We start from the raw sequence: 17831 nt of genomic DNA, 5'->3' as shown, positions 1-17831 counted from the left end.
TTCCCTTTTCAGGAGCGCTTCCGTGACCACCAGCAATCGCATTCTTCTTGGCGTCAACATCGACCACGTTGCTACCCTGCGCCAGGCCCGGGGCACCCGTTACCCTGACCCGGTCAAGGCCGCGCTGGACGCCGAAGAAGCAGGCGCCGACGGGATCACCGTGCACCTGCGCGAAGACCGCCGGCACATCCAGGAACGCGACGTGCTGGTGCTCAAGGATGTGCTGCAGACCCGCATGAACTTCGAGATGGGCATCACCGAAGAAATGATGGCCTTCGCCGAGCGCATCCGCCCGGCGCATATTTGCCTGGTTCCGGAAACCCGTCAGGAACTGACCACCGAAGGCGGTCTGGATGTGGCCGGCCAGGAAGCGCGGATCAAAGCCGCGGTCGAACGCCTGTCGCAGATCGGCAGCGAAGTCTCGCTGTTTATCGACGCCGACCAACGGCAGATCGAAGCTTCGCGCCGCGTGGGTGCCCCAGCGATCGAACTGCACACTGGCCGTTACGCCGATGCCACCACCCCGACCGAAGTCGCCGACGAACTGCAACGCATCATCGACGGCGTGGCCTGCGGCCTGCGTGAAGGCTTGATCGTCAATGCCGGCCATGGCCTGCACTACCACAACGTTGAGGCTGTGGCGGCGATCAAGGGCATCAACGAACTGAACATCGGCCACGCGCTGGTCGCCCATGCGCTGTTCGTCGGTTTCAAAGGCGCGGTAGCCGAGATGAAAGCGCTGATCCTGGCCGCCGCCAAGCACTGACTCTGAATCAACCTGTAGGAGCGAGCTTGCTCGCGAAAAGCCAGAGAACAGCGCGGGGGGCCAGCATCCCCGCGTCATCGTTAACGACCTTCGCGAGCGCGCTCGCTCCTACAGGTCTCCTGCGGCAATGCGAAGCCTTACTGTTTAGCCTGTGGGGGTGTATCGTATTTGCCCTTTGCGGGCCTTGCGCCCGCGCAGATACGTGAGGTTGTTGTGTCCCGATCCTTTTCCCGTCGACAAATCCTAGGTGGCCTCGCCGGCCTGGCAGTAGTGGGCGTGGGTGCCGGTGGCGCCTATCGCTACTGGCTGGGGAAAGTCGCGGACGCCAGTGCCGGGCGCGATTACGAACTGATCGCCGCGCCACTGGACGTGGAACTGGTGCCGGGGCACACAACCCAGGCCTGGGCGTTCGGCCCGTCGGCGCCGGGTACCGAGTTGCGCGTACGCCAGGGCGAATGGCTGCGGGTACGGTTTATCAACCACCTGCCGGTCGCCACCACCATCCACTGGCACGGTATCCGCCTGCCCCTGGAAATGGACGGCGTGCCCTACGTCTCGCAACTGCCGGTATTGCCCGGCGAGTATTTCGATTACCAGTTCCGCGTGCCGGATGCCGGCAGCTACTGGTATCACCCCCATGTGAGCAGCAGCGAAGAGCTGGGCCGTGGCCTGGTCGGCCCGTTGATTGTCGAAGAGCGCGAGCCCACCGGCTTCAAGCATGAGCGCACCCTGAGCCTGAAAAACTGGCATATCGACGAACAGGGTGAATTTGTCGAGTTCAGCATCCCTCGCGAAGCGGCGCGTGGCGGTACGGCCGGGCGCCTGTCGACCATCAATGGCGTGCCTCAGGCGGTCATTGACCTGCCGGCCGGGCAAATCACCCGGGTGCGCCTGCTCAACCTCGACAACACCCTGACCTATCGCCTGAATATCCCCAACGCCGAGGCACAGATCTACGCCCTGGACGGTAACCCCATCGAGCCACGGCCCTTGGGCAAGGAGTACTGGCTGGGTCCGGGCATGCGTATTTGCCTGGCAATCAAGGCCCCGCCGGCCGGCGAAGAGCTGTCGATCCGCAATGGCCCGGTGCGCCTGGGCACCTTCCGCTCGGTGGCCAGCACCGATGCCCCTGGCGAGTGGCCGCCCGCGTTGCCGGCCAACCCGATTGCCGAACCGGACCTGGCCAATGCCGAGAAACTCAACTTCAATTTCGAATGGGTCGGTTCGGTCTCGGTCAATGTCGAGAACAGGCCGCCGAGCCTGTGGCAGATCAACGGCCAGGCCTGGGATATCACCGACAAGACCTGCGCCGACCGGCCGATTGCCAAGCTCGAATTGGGCAAGAGCTATATTTTTGAATTGAAAAACATGACCCAGTACCAGCACCCGATCCACCTGCATGGCATGAGTTTCAAGGTGATCGCCTCGAACCGCCACAAGGTCACACCGTACTTCACCGACACCTACCTGCTGGGCAAGAACGAGCGCGCCCGCGTGGCGTTGGTGGCGGATAACCCCGGGGTGTGGATGTTCCATTGCCACGTGATCGACCATATGGAAACCGGCCTGATGGCCGCCATCGAGGTGGCGTGATGCGCCAGATTCGCCCGACGGCGATTATCGACCGCAGCCGTGACCAGGACTTTATGCGCGAAGCCCTGGCCCTCGCCGCCCAAGGCGCGGCCCTTGGTGAAGTACCGGTGGGTGCGGTGCTGGTGCAGGACGGTGAAATCATCGGGCGCGGCTTCAACTGCCCGATCAGCGGCAGCGACCCGAGCGCCCACGCCGAGATGGTCGCCATCCGCGCGGCCGCCCAGGCCGTCAGCAACTACCGTCTGCCGGGCAGCACCCTGTATGTGACCCTGGAGCCGTGCAGCATGTGCGCAGGTTTGATCGTGCATTCGCGCATCGCCCGGGTGGTGTACGGCGCGCTGGAGCCCAAAGCGGGGATTGTGCAGAGCCAGGGGCAGTTCTTTACCCAGGGCTTTTTGAACCATCGGGTGTTGTATGAAGGCGGGGTGTTGGCCGAGGAGTGCGGGGCGGTGTTGAGTGAGTTCTTCAAGGCGCGCCGGGCTAAACCCACGCTCGACTAACACCAGACCTCAATGTGAGACCCAATCAAGTGTGGGAGCGGGCTTGCTCGCGAAGGCGGTGTATCAGCCAACGAATCAATTGACTGACACACCGCCTTCGCGAGCAAGCCCGCTCCCACATGTTTGATCTTCATTTTTTCAGCGAGATTGAGGGTTATTTCTTGGCGATGATCACCGCCCGCATCGGCGCTGGCAGCCCTTCAATCGTTTTGCTGTGATCCTCAGGGTCGAGGAAGTCACTCAGGGATTGATACTTCATCCACTCGGTCCCGCGTTGTTCCTCGACCGTGGTCACGCTGACATCCACGCAACGCACATCGCTGAAGCCAGCACGGCGCAGCCACAGCATCAGTGCAGGTACGGATGGCAGAAACCACACGTTGCGCATCTGCGCATAGCGGTCTTCCGGCACCAGCACCTGCTGCTGATCACCTTCGATCACCAAGGTCTCCAGCACCAGTTCGCCGCCCTTGACCAGGCAATCCTTGAGTGCCAGCAAGTGCTCGATCGGCGAGCGGCGGTGGTAGAACACGCCCATGGAAAACACGGTGTCGAAACCTTCCATGTTCGGCGGCAGGTCTTCGAACGGGAACGGCAGGTGCCAGGCGTTGGGAGCCGACAGATAGCGTTGCACCGCCTGGAACTGGCAGAAAAACAGCCAGTTGGGATCGACGCCAATCACGCTGTCGGCACCGGCGCCGAGCATGCGCCACATGTAGTAGCCGTTGCCACAACCCACATCGAGGATGCGTTTGCCTTTGAGGTTCAGGTGCGGCGCGACCCGCGACCATTTCCAGTCCGAGCGCCATTCGGTGTCCACATGCACCCCGAACAGATCGAACGGCCCCTTGCGCCACGGGCTCAGGCCCATCAACGCGGCATGCATCTGCGTGCGGGTCGCGTCATCGCAATCGGTGTCGAGGGTCAGACCGTTGAGCAGGTCGATTTCACTGGGCAGGATCTTGGGTAATGCGTCCAGCGCACTTTGCCAGCGCGCGAGGTCGCCATGACCCTTTTCCATTTTTGCATCGAGTTGTGCTTGCAGGCCTTGGGCCCAGACGGCCAGGGGCGTGCCGACCAGATGGCGGGCGAGGGGAGACAGATCAATCATGGCAAGGCAATCAACGAGGCAAAGTTAAGACACTGGAACCACGGCACGACTTTCGAGAACCCGGCCGCCAACAGGCGTTCGCGGTGTTCTTCGAGGCTGTCGGGCTTCATGACGTTTTCGATGGCGCTGCGCTTCTGGGCGATTTCCAGCTCGCTGTAGCCGTTGGCGCGCTTGAACGCCACATGCAGGTCGGTGAGCAGTGCATGCTCTTGGGGATCATTGAAGCGCAGTTTTTCCGAGAGAATCAGCGCGCCACCCGGCAGCAGCGCCTGGCGGATCCGCCCAAGCAGCGCCAGGCGTTCCTCGGGGGCGATAAATTGCAGGGTGAAATTCAGCGCCACCACCGAGGCCGGCTGGAACTGCAGGGCGAGGATATCGCCGTCGATCACCTCCACCGGCAACAGCTCCTGGAACATCGAGTCCTGGCCGTTGAGGTATTCGCGACAGCGCTCCACCATCGCCGCCGAGTTATCCACAGCGATCACTCGGCAACCGTCGGTGCGCACGTGGCGGCGCAGGGCCTGGGTCACGGCGCCGAGGGACGAGCCCAGGTCGTACAGCACGCTATTGGGCTGGGCAAACTGCGCGGCGAGCACACCGAGGTTCTCGACAATGGTCGGGTAGCCGGGCACCGAGCGCTTGATCATGTCCGGGAACACCCGCACCACGTCCTCGTTAAAGGCGAAGTCCGGCACCTGGGGCAAGGGCTGGGCGAATAGGCGATCGGGTTCTTTGCTCACGGCTGTTCCGGCGACGAAGGGGAAAAGGCCGGCATTTTAGCCAACTTGCTCCTTGGATGCGCGGGTTGTCTGATGGAACGCCGATGCGGTGATGCCCCACTGGCCCAACCAATAGGTAATGATCAACAGGTACGGCGCGGCATCGAAGGTCACCACAAAGCGGTTGATGCCGATCAGCGTGTCGGAAAACACAAACAACGCCGCGCCAATGGCCGCCAGTTGCGCCGAGCGCTTGGGTACATCGCTGCCCAGGCGAGCCAGTGCACGCCAGAGCATGGCGCTGATCACCAGCGCATACACCACCACCGGAATCAGCAAGTCGCCCAGGCCGTGGGAAATCAGGATGCTCAACAAGATCGCCCCAACCCCCAGCGCCAGTGCCAGTGGCAACAGTGCCGGGCGGCGGCAGTCGCTGAAGTAGGCCTTGAGGTACGCCAGGTGCGCGACCAGGAATGCGCCCAGGCCGAAGATAAACAGGTCGCCGGGCCAGGCCAGCAACACATCGCCGACCAGGGAGAAGATCAACCCCAGGCTGATCCAGCGTCGATAGTCGCTGGGTGGCGCGTCATGCAGCCAACCCAACATCGCCAGTACCGGCAGCGGCTTGACCAACAGGCAGAGCAATGTCGCGTGCGTGCTCAGGCCGTAGATAAAGGTACCCGCCCCCATCAACGCAAGAATCATCCATGGCATATCAGTTCACCGTAATGGCGCAGTCAAAGGTGTCCACCGGATTCACTTCCGGGGCCCAGGGTTGTTGGGAGGTCAGGCGCAGGCGGCCATTACCGGCGGTAAAGGCCTGGAAGCGCCAGGTCGATTGCCCCGCGGCACCGACCACACCGGCGTCCTCGGGATTGCTGTAGACCTCGGGGCCGAGGCTGCGCAGCACGCCGCCGGCCGAATCCTGGATCGCCCAGCGATAACCGGTGGTGGGGTTGCTCGGCAAGGTCAGGGTCAGGTTTTGCCCGGCCTTGAGCTTGAGCGGGCAGGCACTCTGTTTTTCGACGGTGACGTTTTGCTTCGGTGCACTGGCGCAAGCCGCGAGCAGGGCGAGGCTTAGCGGAAGAAGCAGGCGGGCAGCGGTCATGAAGGCTCCGTTTATTGGCGACGAAGGGCGAGCATAACCGAAGATGAGACAAGGTGTTACAGCAGGGTTTTGTGTTGAGGCGGCTGGCGCCATCGCGGGCAAGCCCGCTCCCACATTCGACCGCGTTCCAAAGGATGCACTCGGTCAAATGTGGGAGCGGGCTTGCCCGCGATGAGGCCAGTGCAGGCGCTACAGAACTATCAGAACAACACCTTCGCCACATCCGCAAACCGCTTGGCAAAGTGCACCGTCATGCCCTCTTTGAGGTACTCCGGCAATTCCTCGAAGCTGCCACGGTTAGGCTCTGGCAGGATCAACTCGTGAATCTTCTGCCGCCGCGCCGCAATCACCTTCTCACGCACGCCGCCAATCGGCAGCACGTGCCCGGTCAGGGTCAGTTCGCCGGTCATGGCCACGCCTTTTTTCGGCGGCTGGTTACGTGCCAGCGACAACAACGCACTGGCCATGGTCACCCCGGCACTCGGGCCGTCTTTGGGCGTGGCGCCTTCCGGTACGTGCAGGTGCACGAAGGCTTCATCGAAGAACTTCGGATCACCGCCAAACGACTTCAGGTTGGAGCTGATGTAGCTGTAGGCGATTTCGGCGGATTCCTTCATCACTTCACCCAATTGCCCGGTGAGCTTGAAGCCGCGATTGAGCGTGTGGATGCGCGTCGCCTCGATCGGCAAGGTCGCGCCACCCATGCTGGTCCAGGCCAGGCCGGTGATGACGCCGGTGCCCGACAGCACTTGCTCGTTGCGAAACACCGGCATCCCCAGGGAGCTTTCCAGGTCCTTGTTGCCGATCTTGATCACTGAATCCGGTTCATCCAGCAGCTTGACCACCGCTTTGCGTACCAGCTTGCCCAGCTGTTTTTCCAACTGACGCACCCCGGCTTCGCGGGCATAGCCGTCGATCAGCGCGCGCAGGGCGCCGTCGGTGATGCTCAGGCTGTTCTTGGCCACGCCGGCTTTTTCCAGCTGTTTTGGCCACAGGTGACGCTTGGCGATGGCGACTTTTTCTTCGGTGATGTAGCCCGACAGACGAATCACTTCCATGCGGTCCAGCAGCGGGCCGGGGATTGAGTCCAGGGTGTTGGCGGTACACACGAACAGCACTTTGGACAGGTCCAGGCGCAGGTCCAGGTAGTGGTCGAGGAATTCGACGTTCTGTTCCGGGTCGAGGGTTTCCAGCAGGGCCGACGCGGGGTCGCCCTGGAAGCTCTGGCCCATCTTGTCGATCTCGTCGAGCATGATCACCGGGTTCATCACTTCCACATCCTTGAGCGCCTGCACCAGCTTGCCCGGCAGGGCGCCGATGTAGGTGCGGCGATGGCCCTTGATCTCGGCCTCGTCGCGCATGCCGCCGACGCTGAAGCGGTAGAACGGCCGCCCCAGAGACTCGGCAATGGATTTGCCGACGCTGGTCTTGCCCACGCCCGGCGGGCCCACCAGCAGCACGATGGACCCGGCGACTTCGCCTTTATAGGCACCGACGGCGAGGAACTCGAGGATGCGGCTCTTGATGTCATCCAGGCCCGCATGGTGCTTATCCAGGACTTTGCGCGCGTGCTTGAGGTCCAGCTTGTCCTCGCCATACACGCCCCACGGCACCGAGGTGGCCCAGTCCAGGTAGTTGCGCGTGACCGCGTATTCCGGCGAGCCGGTCTCGAGGATCGACAGCTTGTTGAGTTCTTCATCGATGCGTTTCTGCGCCTGGGCCGGCAGCACTTTGCCTTCCAGGCGTTGCTCGAACTGTTCGACGTCAGCGCTGCGATCGTCCTTGGTTAGCCCCAGTTCCTGCTGGATCACCTTGAGCTGTTCTTTGAGGAAGAACTCGCGCTGATGTTCGCCGATCTTGCGGTTTACCTCGGCGGAAATTTCCTTTTGCAGGCGCGCGACTTCCACCTCTTTGCGCAGCATCGGCAACACTTTTTCCATGCGCTTGAGCATCGGCACGCAGTCCAGCACTTCCTGCAACTCGTTACCGGTGGCCGAAGTCAGCGCGGCGGCGAAGTCAGTCAGGGGCGACGGATCGTTGGGGCTGAAGCGGTTGAGGTAGTTCTTCAGCTCTTCGCTGTACAGCGGATTGAGCGGCAGCAGCTCCTTGATCGCATTGATCAGCGCCATGCCGTAGGCCTTGACCTCGTCGGTCGGCTCGCTGGGCTGGTGCGGGTATTCGACTTCCACCAGGTACGGTGGGCGGTGGTGCTTGAGCCAGGTCTTGATGCGCACGCGGGTCAGGCCCTGGGCGACGAATTGCAGCTTGCCGTTCTCGCGGCTGGCGTGGTGCACCTTGACCAGGGTGCCGTACAGCGGCAAGGCAGAGGTATCGAAATGCCGTGGGTCTTCGGGCGGGGTGTCCATGAAGAACAGGGCCAGGGAGTGATGGTCGGATTTGCTCACCAACTCCAGGGTCTCGGCCCAGGGCTCTTCATTGACGATCACCGGCAACACTTGCGCCGGGAAGAACGGGCGGTTGTGGATCGGAATGATATAGACCTTGTCCGGCAGGTTCTGCCCAGGCAGGGCGAGGCCGGTGTTGGACGACGGCGTTTCGGCGTTTTCGGGGTCGGCGTAGTCGTTGAGGTCGATATCGGGGAATTCTTGCTGGTCGCTCATGGGGCACCTGCATAGTGAAGTATGGAGGTTAGATGGGGCAGGTGAGGGGTGGTTTCAATGGCGGCGCGTTGTTAGCAACAAATTGCATGACATTTTCGAATGTCAGTGCAGCAGCCCTATGGGCGTGGGCCAGTCGGATCGTCGCGCCGCGCCGGTACAAAACAGGGGTAATTTACGGCCTGTCAGGGCCATTTGGACGGTGATCTGTCGTCAAAATAATGTCAGCCAACCGCCCGCATTTATTAGGTTTACTTCTGCCCAGCGACGGCTAATCTGGGTTTTCCGAATGTGCTCAGTGAACGGGCATTTATTTGACACCGGCTCTGCAGTCGCGAGGGATGCGTATGACAAAAGGACGCTTGAGCTGGGGCGCGGGCACGCTGCCAGGAGGCAAGCGGATGAAATGGCGCCATGCCTTCCAGACCCGTCTGGCCGGGGTGTTGGCGTTATTGCTGCTGGTCGTGGTGGGCGCGGTGTACTTCGCCGTCCAGGGCGCTACCTCCCGCGCCGTGGAAAACCAGGCCCAAGTGCAATTGGAGACCGGCAGCCGAGTGTTCGAGCGCTTGCTGGACTTGCGTGGCCGCCGCCTGCAATACGGCCTGGACTGGCTCACGGTGGACGCGCAGTTTCGCCGCGCAGTTGCCGCAGGCCAGCCGGCACAGATCCTCGCGGCCCTGCAGCGCCACGGCACGGGGATCCGCAGCAGCGAGGTGTTTGTGCTGGGGCTCGATGGGCAGGTCCTCGTCAGTACCCTCGAAGGGGTGCCCGCCCAACAGGCCTTTCCCTATGCCCAGGCGCTGCGCCATGCCCGGCGCAACTCCCTGCAAATGCTCATCGTCGCCCTGGCCGGGCAACCGTTCCTGCTGGTCCAGGAAGATGTCCTGGACCCGCTGCCCATCGCCCGGGTGGTCATGGGGTTCGCCATGGATGAGGTATTCGCCGCCGAACTCCGCTCCCTGAGCAATCTGGAAGTGTCGTTCATGAGCCTGGACAACGGCCAGCCAGGCACCTTGTTCAGCACCCAGCCGTTGGCGGACCGCCCGGCTATTATCCAGGCGCTGCAGAACTCGAACATCAACCCATTGGCGCAGATGAGCGAATGGCACGGCCAGCGTTTTCTCAGCCAGGTCCTGGCCCTGGCCAACACCGGCGATGGCGGGCAAGTCATGGCTTTGCTGCAAAGCCCGCTGGACCATGCCCTGCAATCCTTCGCGCCGCTGGACCGGCAATTTCTCGGCATTGCCCTGGCGGCCTTGATGGTTTCTCTGGTGGGCGCACTGCTGATGGCGCGCCGCGTATCGCGTCCGCTGGATGCCCTGGTGCAGGCGGCCGAGCGTATCGGCGCCGGTGATTACCGCACGCCCGTAGCGGTGCGTGGCAAGGATGAATTCGGCCTGCTGGCCCGCGCCTTCAACGCGATGCAGAGCGGCATCGCCGTGCGTGAACGACAACTGGCCCATAACGCCTTGCACGATGCCCTGACCGGGCTGCCCAACCGCGCCCTGGCCATGGAGCGCCTGGGCAGTGCTATCAGTGCGCGGCGGCCGGTGGTGTTGCTGTACCTGGGGATCGAAAACTACCGGGTGATCAACGAAGGCTTCGGCCCCCAGGGCGTCGAGGAAATGCTTCGTGAAGCCAGCCGCTGCCTGCTGTCGAGCCTGGCGGCGGGGGATTCGGCGGCGCGCATTACCGGCAGCGAATTTCTCGTGTTGCTGGAAAACACCAAGCTCGACAGCGCCGTGGCCCGCGCCGACCGCCTCTACAGCCTGCTCACCGAGCCGCAGCGGGTCGGTGGCGATGAACTGCGCCACGAAGTGAGCATGGGCATTGCCGCCTACCCCGAAGATGGCCTGCAGGTTGAAGAACTGATCAGCCGCGCCGCCATTGCCCGCCATGATGCCGCCGCGCTGCCCGGCTATTTGCAGATCTATCAACAGGACCGTGACCTCGCCCATCAACGCCAGATCAGCCTGATCCGCGACCTGCGGCGTGCCGCCATCGAAGACGAATTGTTCCTGTGTTATCAACCCAAGCTCGACCTGCGCCACGGCTACGTGCGCCAGGCCGAAGCGCTGTTGCGCTGGCAGCACCCGACCCTGGGCCTGGTGTCCCCCGCCGAATTCATCCCCCTGGCCGAACGCTCCGGCAGCATGGCCAGCCTGACTCACTGGGTGATCGAAGAGGCGATCCGCCAGTTGGCAGAGTGGAGCGTGCGCGGGCTGGAGGTGCAGCTTTCGGTGAACATCTCGGTCGACGACCTGGGCGACGAAGGGCTGGCGCCGCGGGTGACCGAGTTGCTGGAACTGCACGGGGTGCTGGCCGGGCAGTTGATTTTCGAGATCACCGAAAGCGCGATCATGCACAACCCGGAACAGGCCTTGCGCATCCTCGAGCAACTGCGTGGCTGTGGCATCAGCCTGTCGGTGGACGACTTCGGCACGGGCTACTCGTCCCTGGCCCAATTGCAGCGCCTGCCGGTGCAGGAACTGAAGATCGACCAGTCCTTTGTACGCAACCTCGACAGCACCAGCGGCGACGCGGTGATCGTGCGTTCGACCATCGAGATGAGCCACAACCTGGGGCTCAAGGTCGTGGCCGAAGGGGTGGAGTTCGAGCCGAGCTTGAGGCTGCTCAAGCAATGGAATTGCGACACGGCCCAGGGCTACCTGATCAGCCGGCCGCTGAATGCCATGGCCTTTGAGATGTGGATGCGCCGCGACCGCAGTACTGTCTGAAATGTGTGGGCGCGGGCTTGCGTGCGATAGGCATAGTTAAACTGCCGAATTCTCTGTGGCGAGCGGGCTTGTCGGAACGCCGCATCGCCCGCGCTGGGCTGCGAAGCAGCCCCAGAACCAGCCGCTGCGGAGTATCTGACACACCGCATTCGGCTGACTGGGGCTGCTTCGCAGCCCAGCGCGGGGCAAGCCCGCTCGCCACAGTTGAGTTATATTTTGCCAATAAAGAGCCCCGCAATTGCGGGGCTCTTTTGTTGCTGGCTGGCTTAGTCGGCCAGTTTGAACGCCATTACATAGTCACCCTGCTTGGTCCCCAGGGAACCATGACCGCCCGCCACGACCAGCACGTACTGCTTGCCGTCTTTGCCGGTGTAGGTCATTGGGGTGGTCTGTGCGCCTGCAGGCAGGCGGCCTTCCCACAGTTGCTTGCCGTTTTTCACGTCATAGGCACGCAGGTACTGATCAAGGGTACCGCTGAGGAAGGACACGCCACCGGCAGTGGTGAAGGTCCCGCCCAGGCTTGGCACGCCCATGCTCAGGGGGATGGGAACCGGCGAGCTGTCACGCACGGTGCCGTTCTTGTGCATCCAGATGGTCTTGTTGTTGGTCAAGTCCACGGCTGCCACATAACCCCAGGCCGGAGCCTGGCAGGGCAGGCCCATTGGCGAGAGCATCGCTTCCAGGACCACGCCATATGGCGTGCCTTTGTTCGGCTGCACGCCTTCGGTCTCGCTGACACGCGGGCCCATGGCGGCGATTTTCTCGGCCGGGATCATGGTCGATTTGAACGCCATGTAGCTCGGGTTGACGAACGCGATCTGGCGCACCGGGTCAACCGAGATGCCGCCCCAGTCGAATACGCCGAAGTTGCCTGGGTAGACGATCGAGCCTTGCAGCGATGGCGGGGTGAACGGGCCGTCGTAGCGCAGGGACTTGAAGTCGATCCGGCACAGCAGTTGGTCGAACGGAGTCACACCCCACATGTCACGTTCCTTGAGGGGCGGTGGCATGAAGTTGAGGTCGGACTTGGGCTGGGTTGGCGAAGTGTGATCACCGGCCACCGCGCCTTGCGGCACAGGGATTTCGTTGATCGGCACCACCGGCTCGCCGGTCGCCCGGTCCAGCACGTAGATGCTGCCTTGCTTGGTCGAGGCCATCACGGCTTGTTTCACGCCGGCGGCGGTCTTGATGTCGATCAGGCTCGGCTGGCCGCCCACGTCCATGTCCCACAGGTCATGGTGGGTGAACTGGTAGTGCCAGCGCACTTTACCGGTGTCGATATCCAGCGCTGTCAGGCCGGCAGCGTGCAGTTCCGACGCAGGCGTGCGGTAGCCACCGAACTGGTCCGGGGTCTGGTTGCCCATCGGCAGGTAGAGCATGCCGAGTTTTTCGTCGACGGCGAACATGGACCACATGTTCGGCGAGTTGCGGGTGTAGGTCTTGCCTTCGGCAATCGGCGTAGTGTCGTCCGGGTTGCCGCTGTCCCAGTTCCACACCAGCTTGCCGGTGTGCACGTCGAACGCGCGGATCACGCCGCTCGGCTCGTCGGTGGAGACGTTATCAGTCACGTGACCGCCAATCACCACCAGGTTCTTGGTAACGGCGGGCGGCGAGGTGGAGTAGTAGCCACCTGGGGCGAAAGCGCCGATGTTGGCGCCCAGGTCGACCTGGCCTTTGTCACCGAAGTCTTCGCACATCTTGCCGGTGTCGGCGTTCAGGGCGATCAGGCGGGTGTCGGCGGTCGGCAGGAAAATCCGGCGCGGGCACGCATTGGCGGCTGGCGCAGTGGCGTCAGTGGCCGGGCTTTGCTCGGTGGCGGCATAGGCGGCGTCATCGTGATAAGTCACGCCACGGCAGGTCATGTGCGCCCAGCCCTTGAAGTTCTCGGCTTTCTGCGTCGAGAGCTTAGGGTCGAAACGCCAGATTTCCTTGCCGGTATCCGGGTCAAGGGCGATCACCTGGCTGTGCGGCGTGCACACATAGAGCATGCCGTTGACTTTCAGCGGGGTGTTTTCCGCGGTGGTTTCACCGGGGTCGCCAGGGCCAGGCAGGTCGCCGGTGCGATAGGTCCAGGCGGGTACCAGCTTGTGCGCGTTCTGCGGGGTGATCTGTGCCAGGGGCGAGTAGCGGTCACCGAAAGCCGAGCGGCCATAGGAGTTCCAGTCGCCATCGGCCTGGGCCGGCGCGGCATTGGTCATGCCCGGTACCGCATCGCGGTCCAGTTGGCCTTTGATTTCACCGGGGTTGGTGAACTGGCTGGCCACGGCGGTTGCACCGGCCAGCACCACGGCCACGCTCAGCGCGCCAGTGCCCAGCGGGGCAGGTTGCCCACGCAGCAAGGGGCGGCGGAACCACGGCAGGAGCATGACGATACCCAAGCCAAACAGCAGGGCCAGGCGCGGTACCAACTGCCACCAGTCCAGGCCGACTTCCCACAGGGCCCACACGGTACTGGCGAACAGCACCACCGCGTACAGGCCCAGCGCCGCACGGCGGGTGGCCAGCAGCAGGAGGCCGGTCAGGGTGATGCCGATACCGGCCAGCAGGTAGTACAGCGACCCGCCGAGCATGCTCAGCTTGATGCCCCCGGCCAACAAGGCCAGGCCCATGATCAGCAGCAAGATCCCCAGTAGCCTGGGCAGCAGGCGGCTTGGACTTGAAGCACCATCAGTGCTCATAGTGTGATTCTCCGTGACGTTTAAGGTAGTCCCGCGCTTGTTCACTGTAGATGACGTTTGCGCGCAGGCTTGGTTCAGGGCTAATTGCGTTTATTGCGATTCAGAAGGACGCTTGCAGCTTGATCCCGCCGACCAGCGCGTCATCCACCTGGGCGACGGCCCCCGGATGACGGATGTACTGCAGGTTCGGGCGCACCGTCAGCCAGTTGCTGACGTGCACGCCGTAATAGAGTTCGGCGCTGTATTCGGTGTCTTGCACCGGCAGGTAGGCGGCGTCGTCAAAGTCGTAGACCGCGCGGGCCTGGTTGCTGGCCTGGGCGTTCTTGCGGTACGCCGGGTTGACGTGGACGCGGGCCACGGCAAAGCCGATATCGTCCTTGGCACGGGCATCGAACGGGCCTTTGTAGACCACCCCGGCCTGGACATAGTTATCCACAGCGTTGGTTTTCTTATCGTGCATCGTCGCGTTGGCGAACACGCTCAAGCCCCGGGTGTTGTCGCTGGCCAGGCTGCTGACTTGCTGCTGCACGCCCAGCCACACGCCGTGCTTGCTGGAGGCGCTGCGGTAGGCCTCGCCACTGACGGCCGCGGGCTGGTCGTTGCGGTCTTTGTACACGTCGCTGGCCTTGGCGCTGCTGTAGTAATAGCCGGCGCGGTATTCACCAGCAAGGCCGTGGATCTTCGGGGTCCACACCAACTCCACCGGCAGCAGGGCGCCTTGGGTGCCGCTGCCGCTGAGCTTGAAGCCATTGCCACGCTCGAGGTTGGACGGGTTCTGCTCATAGGCGCCGATTTGCGCGTACAGCTCGGGCGTCAGGTGGTATTTGACCCGCAGCGCCCATTGGCTCACCGGCCAGTTGTACCAGATGCCGCCGACCCAGTTGCCCACTTGGGAGCCGCAGAACGCCAGGTTCTGGAAGTCGCAGGGGAAGCTGTTGAAGTCCTCGCCTTCGCCAAAACGCCCAGCCTTGATATCCAGCTTCTGGTCGAAGAACTTCTGCTGGTACCACATCTGCGTCAGGCGCCAGGTCTGGCCACGGCCCCAGACTTCCTGGGACGAGGTAAAGCCGCCGACCCGCGGATCGTTGATGCGATCGTTGGTGATGTTGTTGCCACTGCGCTCGGTGATCGTCAGTTGGAACTCGGCGTCGTGCCAGCCAAGGATCTTCTGCAGGTCCAGGTGGCTGCCGAAGGCCCATTGATCGCTGTAGCGCGCAGTGCGGTCGTGGTCCGAGCCGCCGTGCAGGTTGCTGCCCATCTCACCGGTGTAGTCGATCTTGAAGTCGTAGCCCTGTTGAGACAGCGCTGTCCGAGAGCCGCCGAAATCACCCAGCATCCACGGGGACTCACGGTCAAAGGCCGGCGCGGCCTGGGCGCAGGTGATCAGGCACAAAGGCAGCAGCGCAGCGCACAGGCGCAGTGTTGGGAAAGCAGGCATAGGCAAGGGCAGGTCTTAATAGTTTTTGGTTTTAGTACGCAAACCGCGATTGGCGGGTGCCAACGGGTCAGGTTTGAGCGGCGGATGAAACGTTTCAGGTTGTTGCCGACAAGGATAAAGCGCCGGCTCGGGGAGAGAAAGCGCTAATCGCAAGATGGATTCTTTCGGATTTGGTAACAGTGCGACGCAATACCGCATATCTCATGTGAGCGGGCTTGCTCGCGAAAGCGGTGTATCAGTCACCGGATAGATTGACTGAAACACCGCTTTCGCGAGCAAGCCCGCTCCCACAGGGTTAATCAGTGGCTGTTAGAAGGTCGTGCGCAAGCCCACCTGCACACTGCGCCCCGGCGCCGGCGCAATATCGCGCAGGATCGAGCTGGCATAGCGTACGGTCTGGTTGGTCAGGTTCTCGCCGTTGACGAACGCCAGCCATTGGCTGCCGCCCAGGTTGAAGCGATAACCGGCGCTGGCGCCCAGGGTGGTGTAGCCGTCGGTCCCGCTTTCGTTGCGCGGTACACGGCCCTGGCCGGCAGCGTGCTCGACATCAATGCGCGCCTGCCAGCGGTCCAGTTCCCACAACAAACCACTGTTCAAGCGCAGTGGGGCGATGCGCGGCAAGGCTTCGCCGGTATCCAGGTTGGTGGCGCGGGTGTAGTCGCCCGACAGCTCCAGGGCGAATTTGCCGTAGGCCCCTTCGCTGAGTTTCCAGTGATCCTGGGCTTCGAAGCCGACGAAACGTGCGCGCACGCCGGAGTAGGTGTATTCCGGGATGCCATCGGCGTCTTCTTCGCCCTCGTCATTCAAGGTGCGGCCGCTGTTCAGCAAGCCAATGTAGTTGGAGAAGTGGCTGTAGAACACGCCGAAGCTGCCCTTGTGGGTGCCATTGTCAAAGCGCAGGGCCAGATCGCTGGCCACGGCCTTTTCCTTCGACAGCTTGGCATCACCCACTTCATAGGTACCGGTGGCGACGTGGGCGCCGTTGGCATACAGCTCGTAGAAAGTCGGCGCGCGCTCGGTGTAGCCCAAGGTCGCGGCCAGCGACCAGATGGGCGTCAGCGTATACACCGCGCCCGACGACAGGCTGCCGGCGGTGAAGCTGCTGGAGCTGTTGGCCTTGGCGAAACGCTCTTTGCCTTTGCCGTCCGGGTCGACGGTGGTGTGCTCCAGGCGTGCACCCAGGCTCAGTTTCAGGCGTTCGCTGGCCTGCATTTCTTCGAGGATGAACAGCGCGCCAGCATTGGTATCGGTCTGCGGTACGAAAGCTTCCTCGCCCAAGGCGGAGAATTCGCTACGGCTGACCTGGGCACCGACGATGCCATCGAAAGGCCCCATCGGCTGGTGGCGCGCTTCGATGCGTGCTTCATAGCCTTTGTTCTTGAAGGTGGTGCCGGTTTCGCCACCTTCGATTTCGCGGTGTTCGTAATCGGTGTAGCCGGCGTCGAGTTTGACCGAGGTAAACGGGCCTTGCAGGTTGCGAATCTCCGATGCGAACGCGTAATGCTCCTGCTGCATGCGGATGCGCACATCCTGTTCGGCGGGTGAGCCGTAGTTGCTGTCGGAGTTGCTGTAGGACAGCCCGGCATAACCGTCGTCCCACGTGTAGGAACCGCCCACCGCGCCGCCGTCCTGGCGTCCGTCGCTGTTGCCCAGGCGGCCGTTTTTGCCGGGGCCATTCTCGCTTTGGGGGGCGTGGCGGCTGCGGGCGTAACCGGGGATTTTCAGGTCGTTGAATTCCCGCGCGCTGGCATCCAGATGCAGGGCGAAGGTGCCGTTGCCGGCTTCCAGTTTGCCGGCGCTGCTGCGGGTGGTGTCGGCGCCGCCGTAGCGCAGTTCACCGGCACCGTGGATGCCTTCGATGGCTTCGGTGGGGATGCGATTGTCGAAGGTGTTGACTACGCCGCCAATGGCGCTGCCGCCGTAGAGCAGGGCAGCCGGGCCGCGCACGATCTCGATGCGCTCGACGTTGACCGGGTCCAGCGGCACCGCATGGTCATAGGACAGCGACGAGGCATCCAGCGCGCCGACGCCATTGCGCAGGATGCGAATGCGGTCGCCATCCTGGCCACGGATGATCGGGCGGCTGGCGCCAGGGCCGAAGTACGACGACGACACCCCTGGCTGCTTGTTCAGGGTTTCGCCCAGGCTGCCTTTTTGTTGCAGGGTCAGGTCATCGCCTTCCAGCACCGTCGTGGGCGAGGCCAGTTGCTGGCTGCCCAGGGGGTTGCCGGTGATGACTTGGGGTTGCAGTTCCAGGGCGTGGGCCTGGGAGCCGATCAACAGGGCAGCCGCCAGCGGGGTCAGGCGCCAGAGAGGGGAGAGGGACATCGGGAGGTTCCTTGGTCGAGCAGAGAGTTGGATACTTATAGTTACAATATAACATCTCTTTTTAGGCCGTGGAGTGGAACTTTTCACAAGCCCTGTAGGAGCGAGCTTGCTCGCGAAAAACTTCAGGACGCCGCGTTAAACCTGATGCCCCGCTTCAGCATTGACGATTTTCGCGAGCAAGCTCGCTCCTACAGGGGGGCGGGGGTGGGGCTACAATCAAGGTCGTGCTTCCAC

General features: G+C 62.8%; 12 protein-coding genes. 4 read left to right on the top strand and 8 right to left on the bottom strand.

Annotated elements, in window-relative coordinates:
* Positions 1 to 22: 22 nt before the first annotated feature.
* The 3 genes from pdxJ to tadA all read left to right on the top strand — a co-directional run bounded on the left by pdxJ (position 23) and on the right by tadA (position 2859).
* The gene (pdxJ, locus tag GDV60_RS21865) at positions 23 to 766 is read left to right on the top strand and encodes a pyridoxine 5'-phosphate synthase (protein ID WP_029297469.1); all 744 of its coding nucleotides are present in this window, start codon (positions 23 to 25) and stop codon (positions 764 to 766) included.
* A gap of 213 nt (positions 767 to 979) precedes the next feature.
* Positions 980 to 2359, top strand: coding sequence for a multicopper oxidase family protein (locus GDV60_RS21860; protein ID WP_133714549.1), 1380 nt, complete (start codon positions 980 to 982; stop codon positions 2357 to 2359).
* Positions 2359 to 2859, top strand: a complete 501-nt coding sequence (gene tadA, locus GDV60_RS21855) for a tRNA adenosine(34) deaminase TadA (protein WP_092238073.1) — start codon at positions 2359 to 2361, stop codon at positions 2857 to 2859. Before GDV60_RS21860 ends, tadA begins: the two co-directional genes overlap by 1 nt.
* Positions 2860 to 3013: 154 nt before the next feature.
* Here the strand turns inward: tadA and cmoB are convergent, their stop codons facing one another.
* The 5 genes from cmoB to lon form a co-directional block, all read right to left on the bottom strand.
* Positions 3014 to 3970, bottom strand: a complete 957-nt coding sequence (gene cmoB / locus GDV60_RS21850) for a tRNA 5-methoxyuridine(34)/uridine 5-oxyacetic acid(34) synthase CmoB (protein ID WP_029297462.1) — start codon at positions 3968 to 3970, stop codon at positions 3014 to 3016.
* A complete protein-coding gene (gene cmoA / locus GDV60_RS21845) occupies positions 3967 to 4710 on the bottom strand; it encodes a carboxy-S-adenosyl-L-methionine synthase CmoA (protein ID WP_029297461.1) in 744 nt (247 codons plus the stop codon). The genes cmoB and cmoA overlap by 4 nt, the downstream gene beginning before the upstream one ends.
* 36 nt (positions 4711 to 4746) lie before the next feature.
* Positions 4747 to 5403 carry a lysoplasmalogenase gene (locus GDV60_RS21840; protein ID WP_092238070.1) on the bottom strand — a complete coding sequence of 219 codons (657 nt, stop codon included), beginning with the start codon at positions 5401 to 5403 and terminating at the stop codon, positions 4747 to 4749.
* 1 nt (position 5404) lies between these two features.
* Positions 5405 to 5797, bottom strand: a complete 393-nt coding sequence (locus GDV60_RS21835) for a protease inhibitor I42 family protein (RefSeq protein WP_159908736.1) — start codon at positions 5795 to 5797, stop codon at positions 5405 to 5407.
* A gap of 200 nt (positions 5798 to 5997) precedes the next feature.
* Positions 5998 to 8418, bottom strand: coding sequence for an endopeptidase La (lon, locus tag GDV60_RS21830; RefSeq protein ID WP_029297455.1), 2421 nt, complete (start codon positions 8416 to 8418; stop codon positions 5998 to 6000).
* Positions 8419 to 8816: 398 nt separating this feature from the next.
* On the opposite strand from lon, the gene GDV60_RS21825 reads away from it, so the two are divergent.
* Positions 8817 to 11153, top strand: coding sequence for a bifunctional diguanylate cyclase/phosphodiesterase (locus GDV60_RS21825; RefSeq protein ID WP_159908734.1), 2337 nt, complete (start codon positions 8817 to 8819; stop codon positions 11151 to 11153).
* Positions 11154 to 11419: 266 nt separating this feature from the next.
* Here GDV60_RS21825 and GDV60_RS21820 read toward each other — a convergent pair whose 3' ends face one another.
* The 3 genes from GDV60_RS21820 to GDV60_RS21810 form a co-directional block, all read right to left on the bottom strand.
* Complete coding sequence (locus GDV60_RS21820; RefSeq protein WP_133714545.1) at positions 11420 to 13831, bottom strand: glucose/quinate/shikimate family membrane-bound PQQ-dependent dehydrogenase; 2412 nt, start codon at positions 13829 to 13831, stop codon at positions 11420 to 11422.
* A 100-nt stretch (positions 13832 to 13931) separates the two neighbouring features.
* The gene (locus tag GDV60_RS21815; protein ID WP_029297452.1) at positions 13932 to 15269 is read right to left on the bottom strand and encodes a carbohydrate porin; all 1338 of its coding nucleotides are present in this window, start codon (positions 15267 to 15269) and stop codon (positions 13932 to 13934) included.
* A gap of 309 nt (positions 15270 to 15578) precedes the next feature.
* A complete protein-coding gene (locus GDV60_RS21810) occupies positions 15579 to 17597 on the bottom strand; it encodes a TonB-dependent receptor (protein WP_159908732.1) in 2019 nt (672 codons plus the stop codon).
* Positions 17598 to 17831: the final 234 nt, after the last annotated feature.

Origin of the sequence: Pseudomonas sp. DTU12.1 (assembly GCF_009873475.1) — a bacterium.
Lineage (GTDB): Bacteria > Pseudomonadota > Gammaproteobacteria > Pseudomonadales > Pseudomonadaceae > Aquipseudomonas > Aquipseudomonas proteolytica.
Note: the sequence above shows the minus strand (reverse complement) of the source record. Positions and strands in the feature narration are given on the sequence as shown.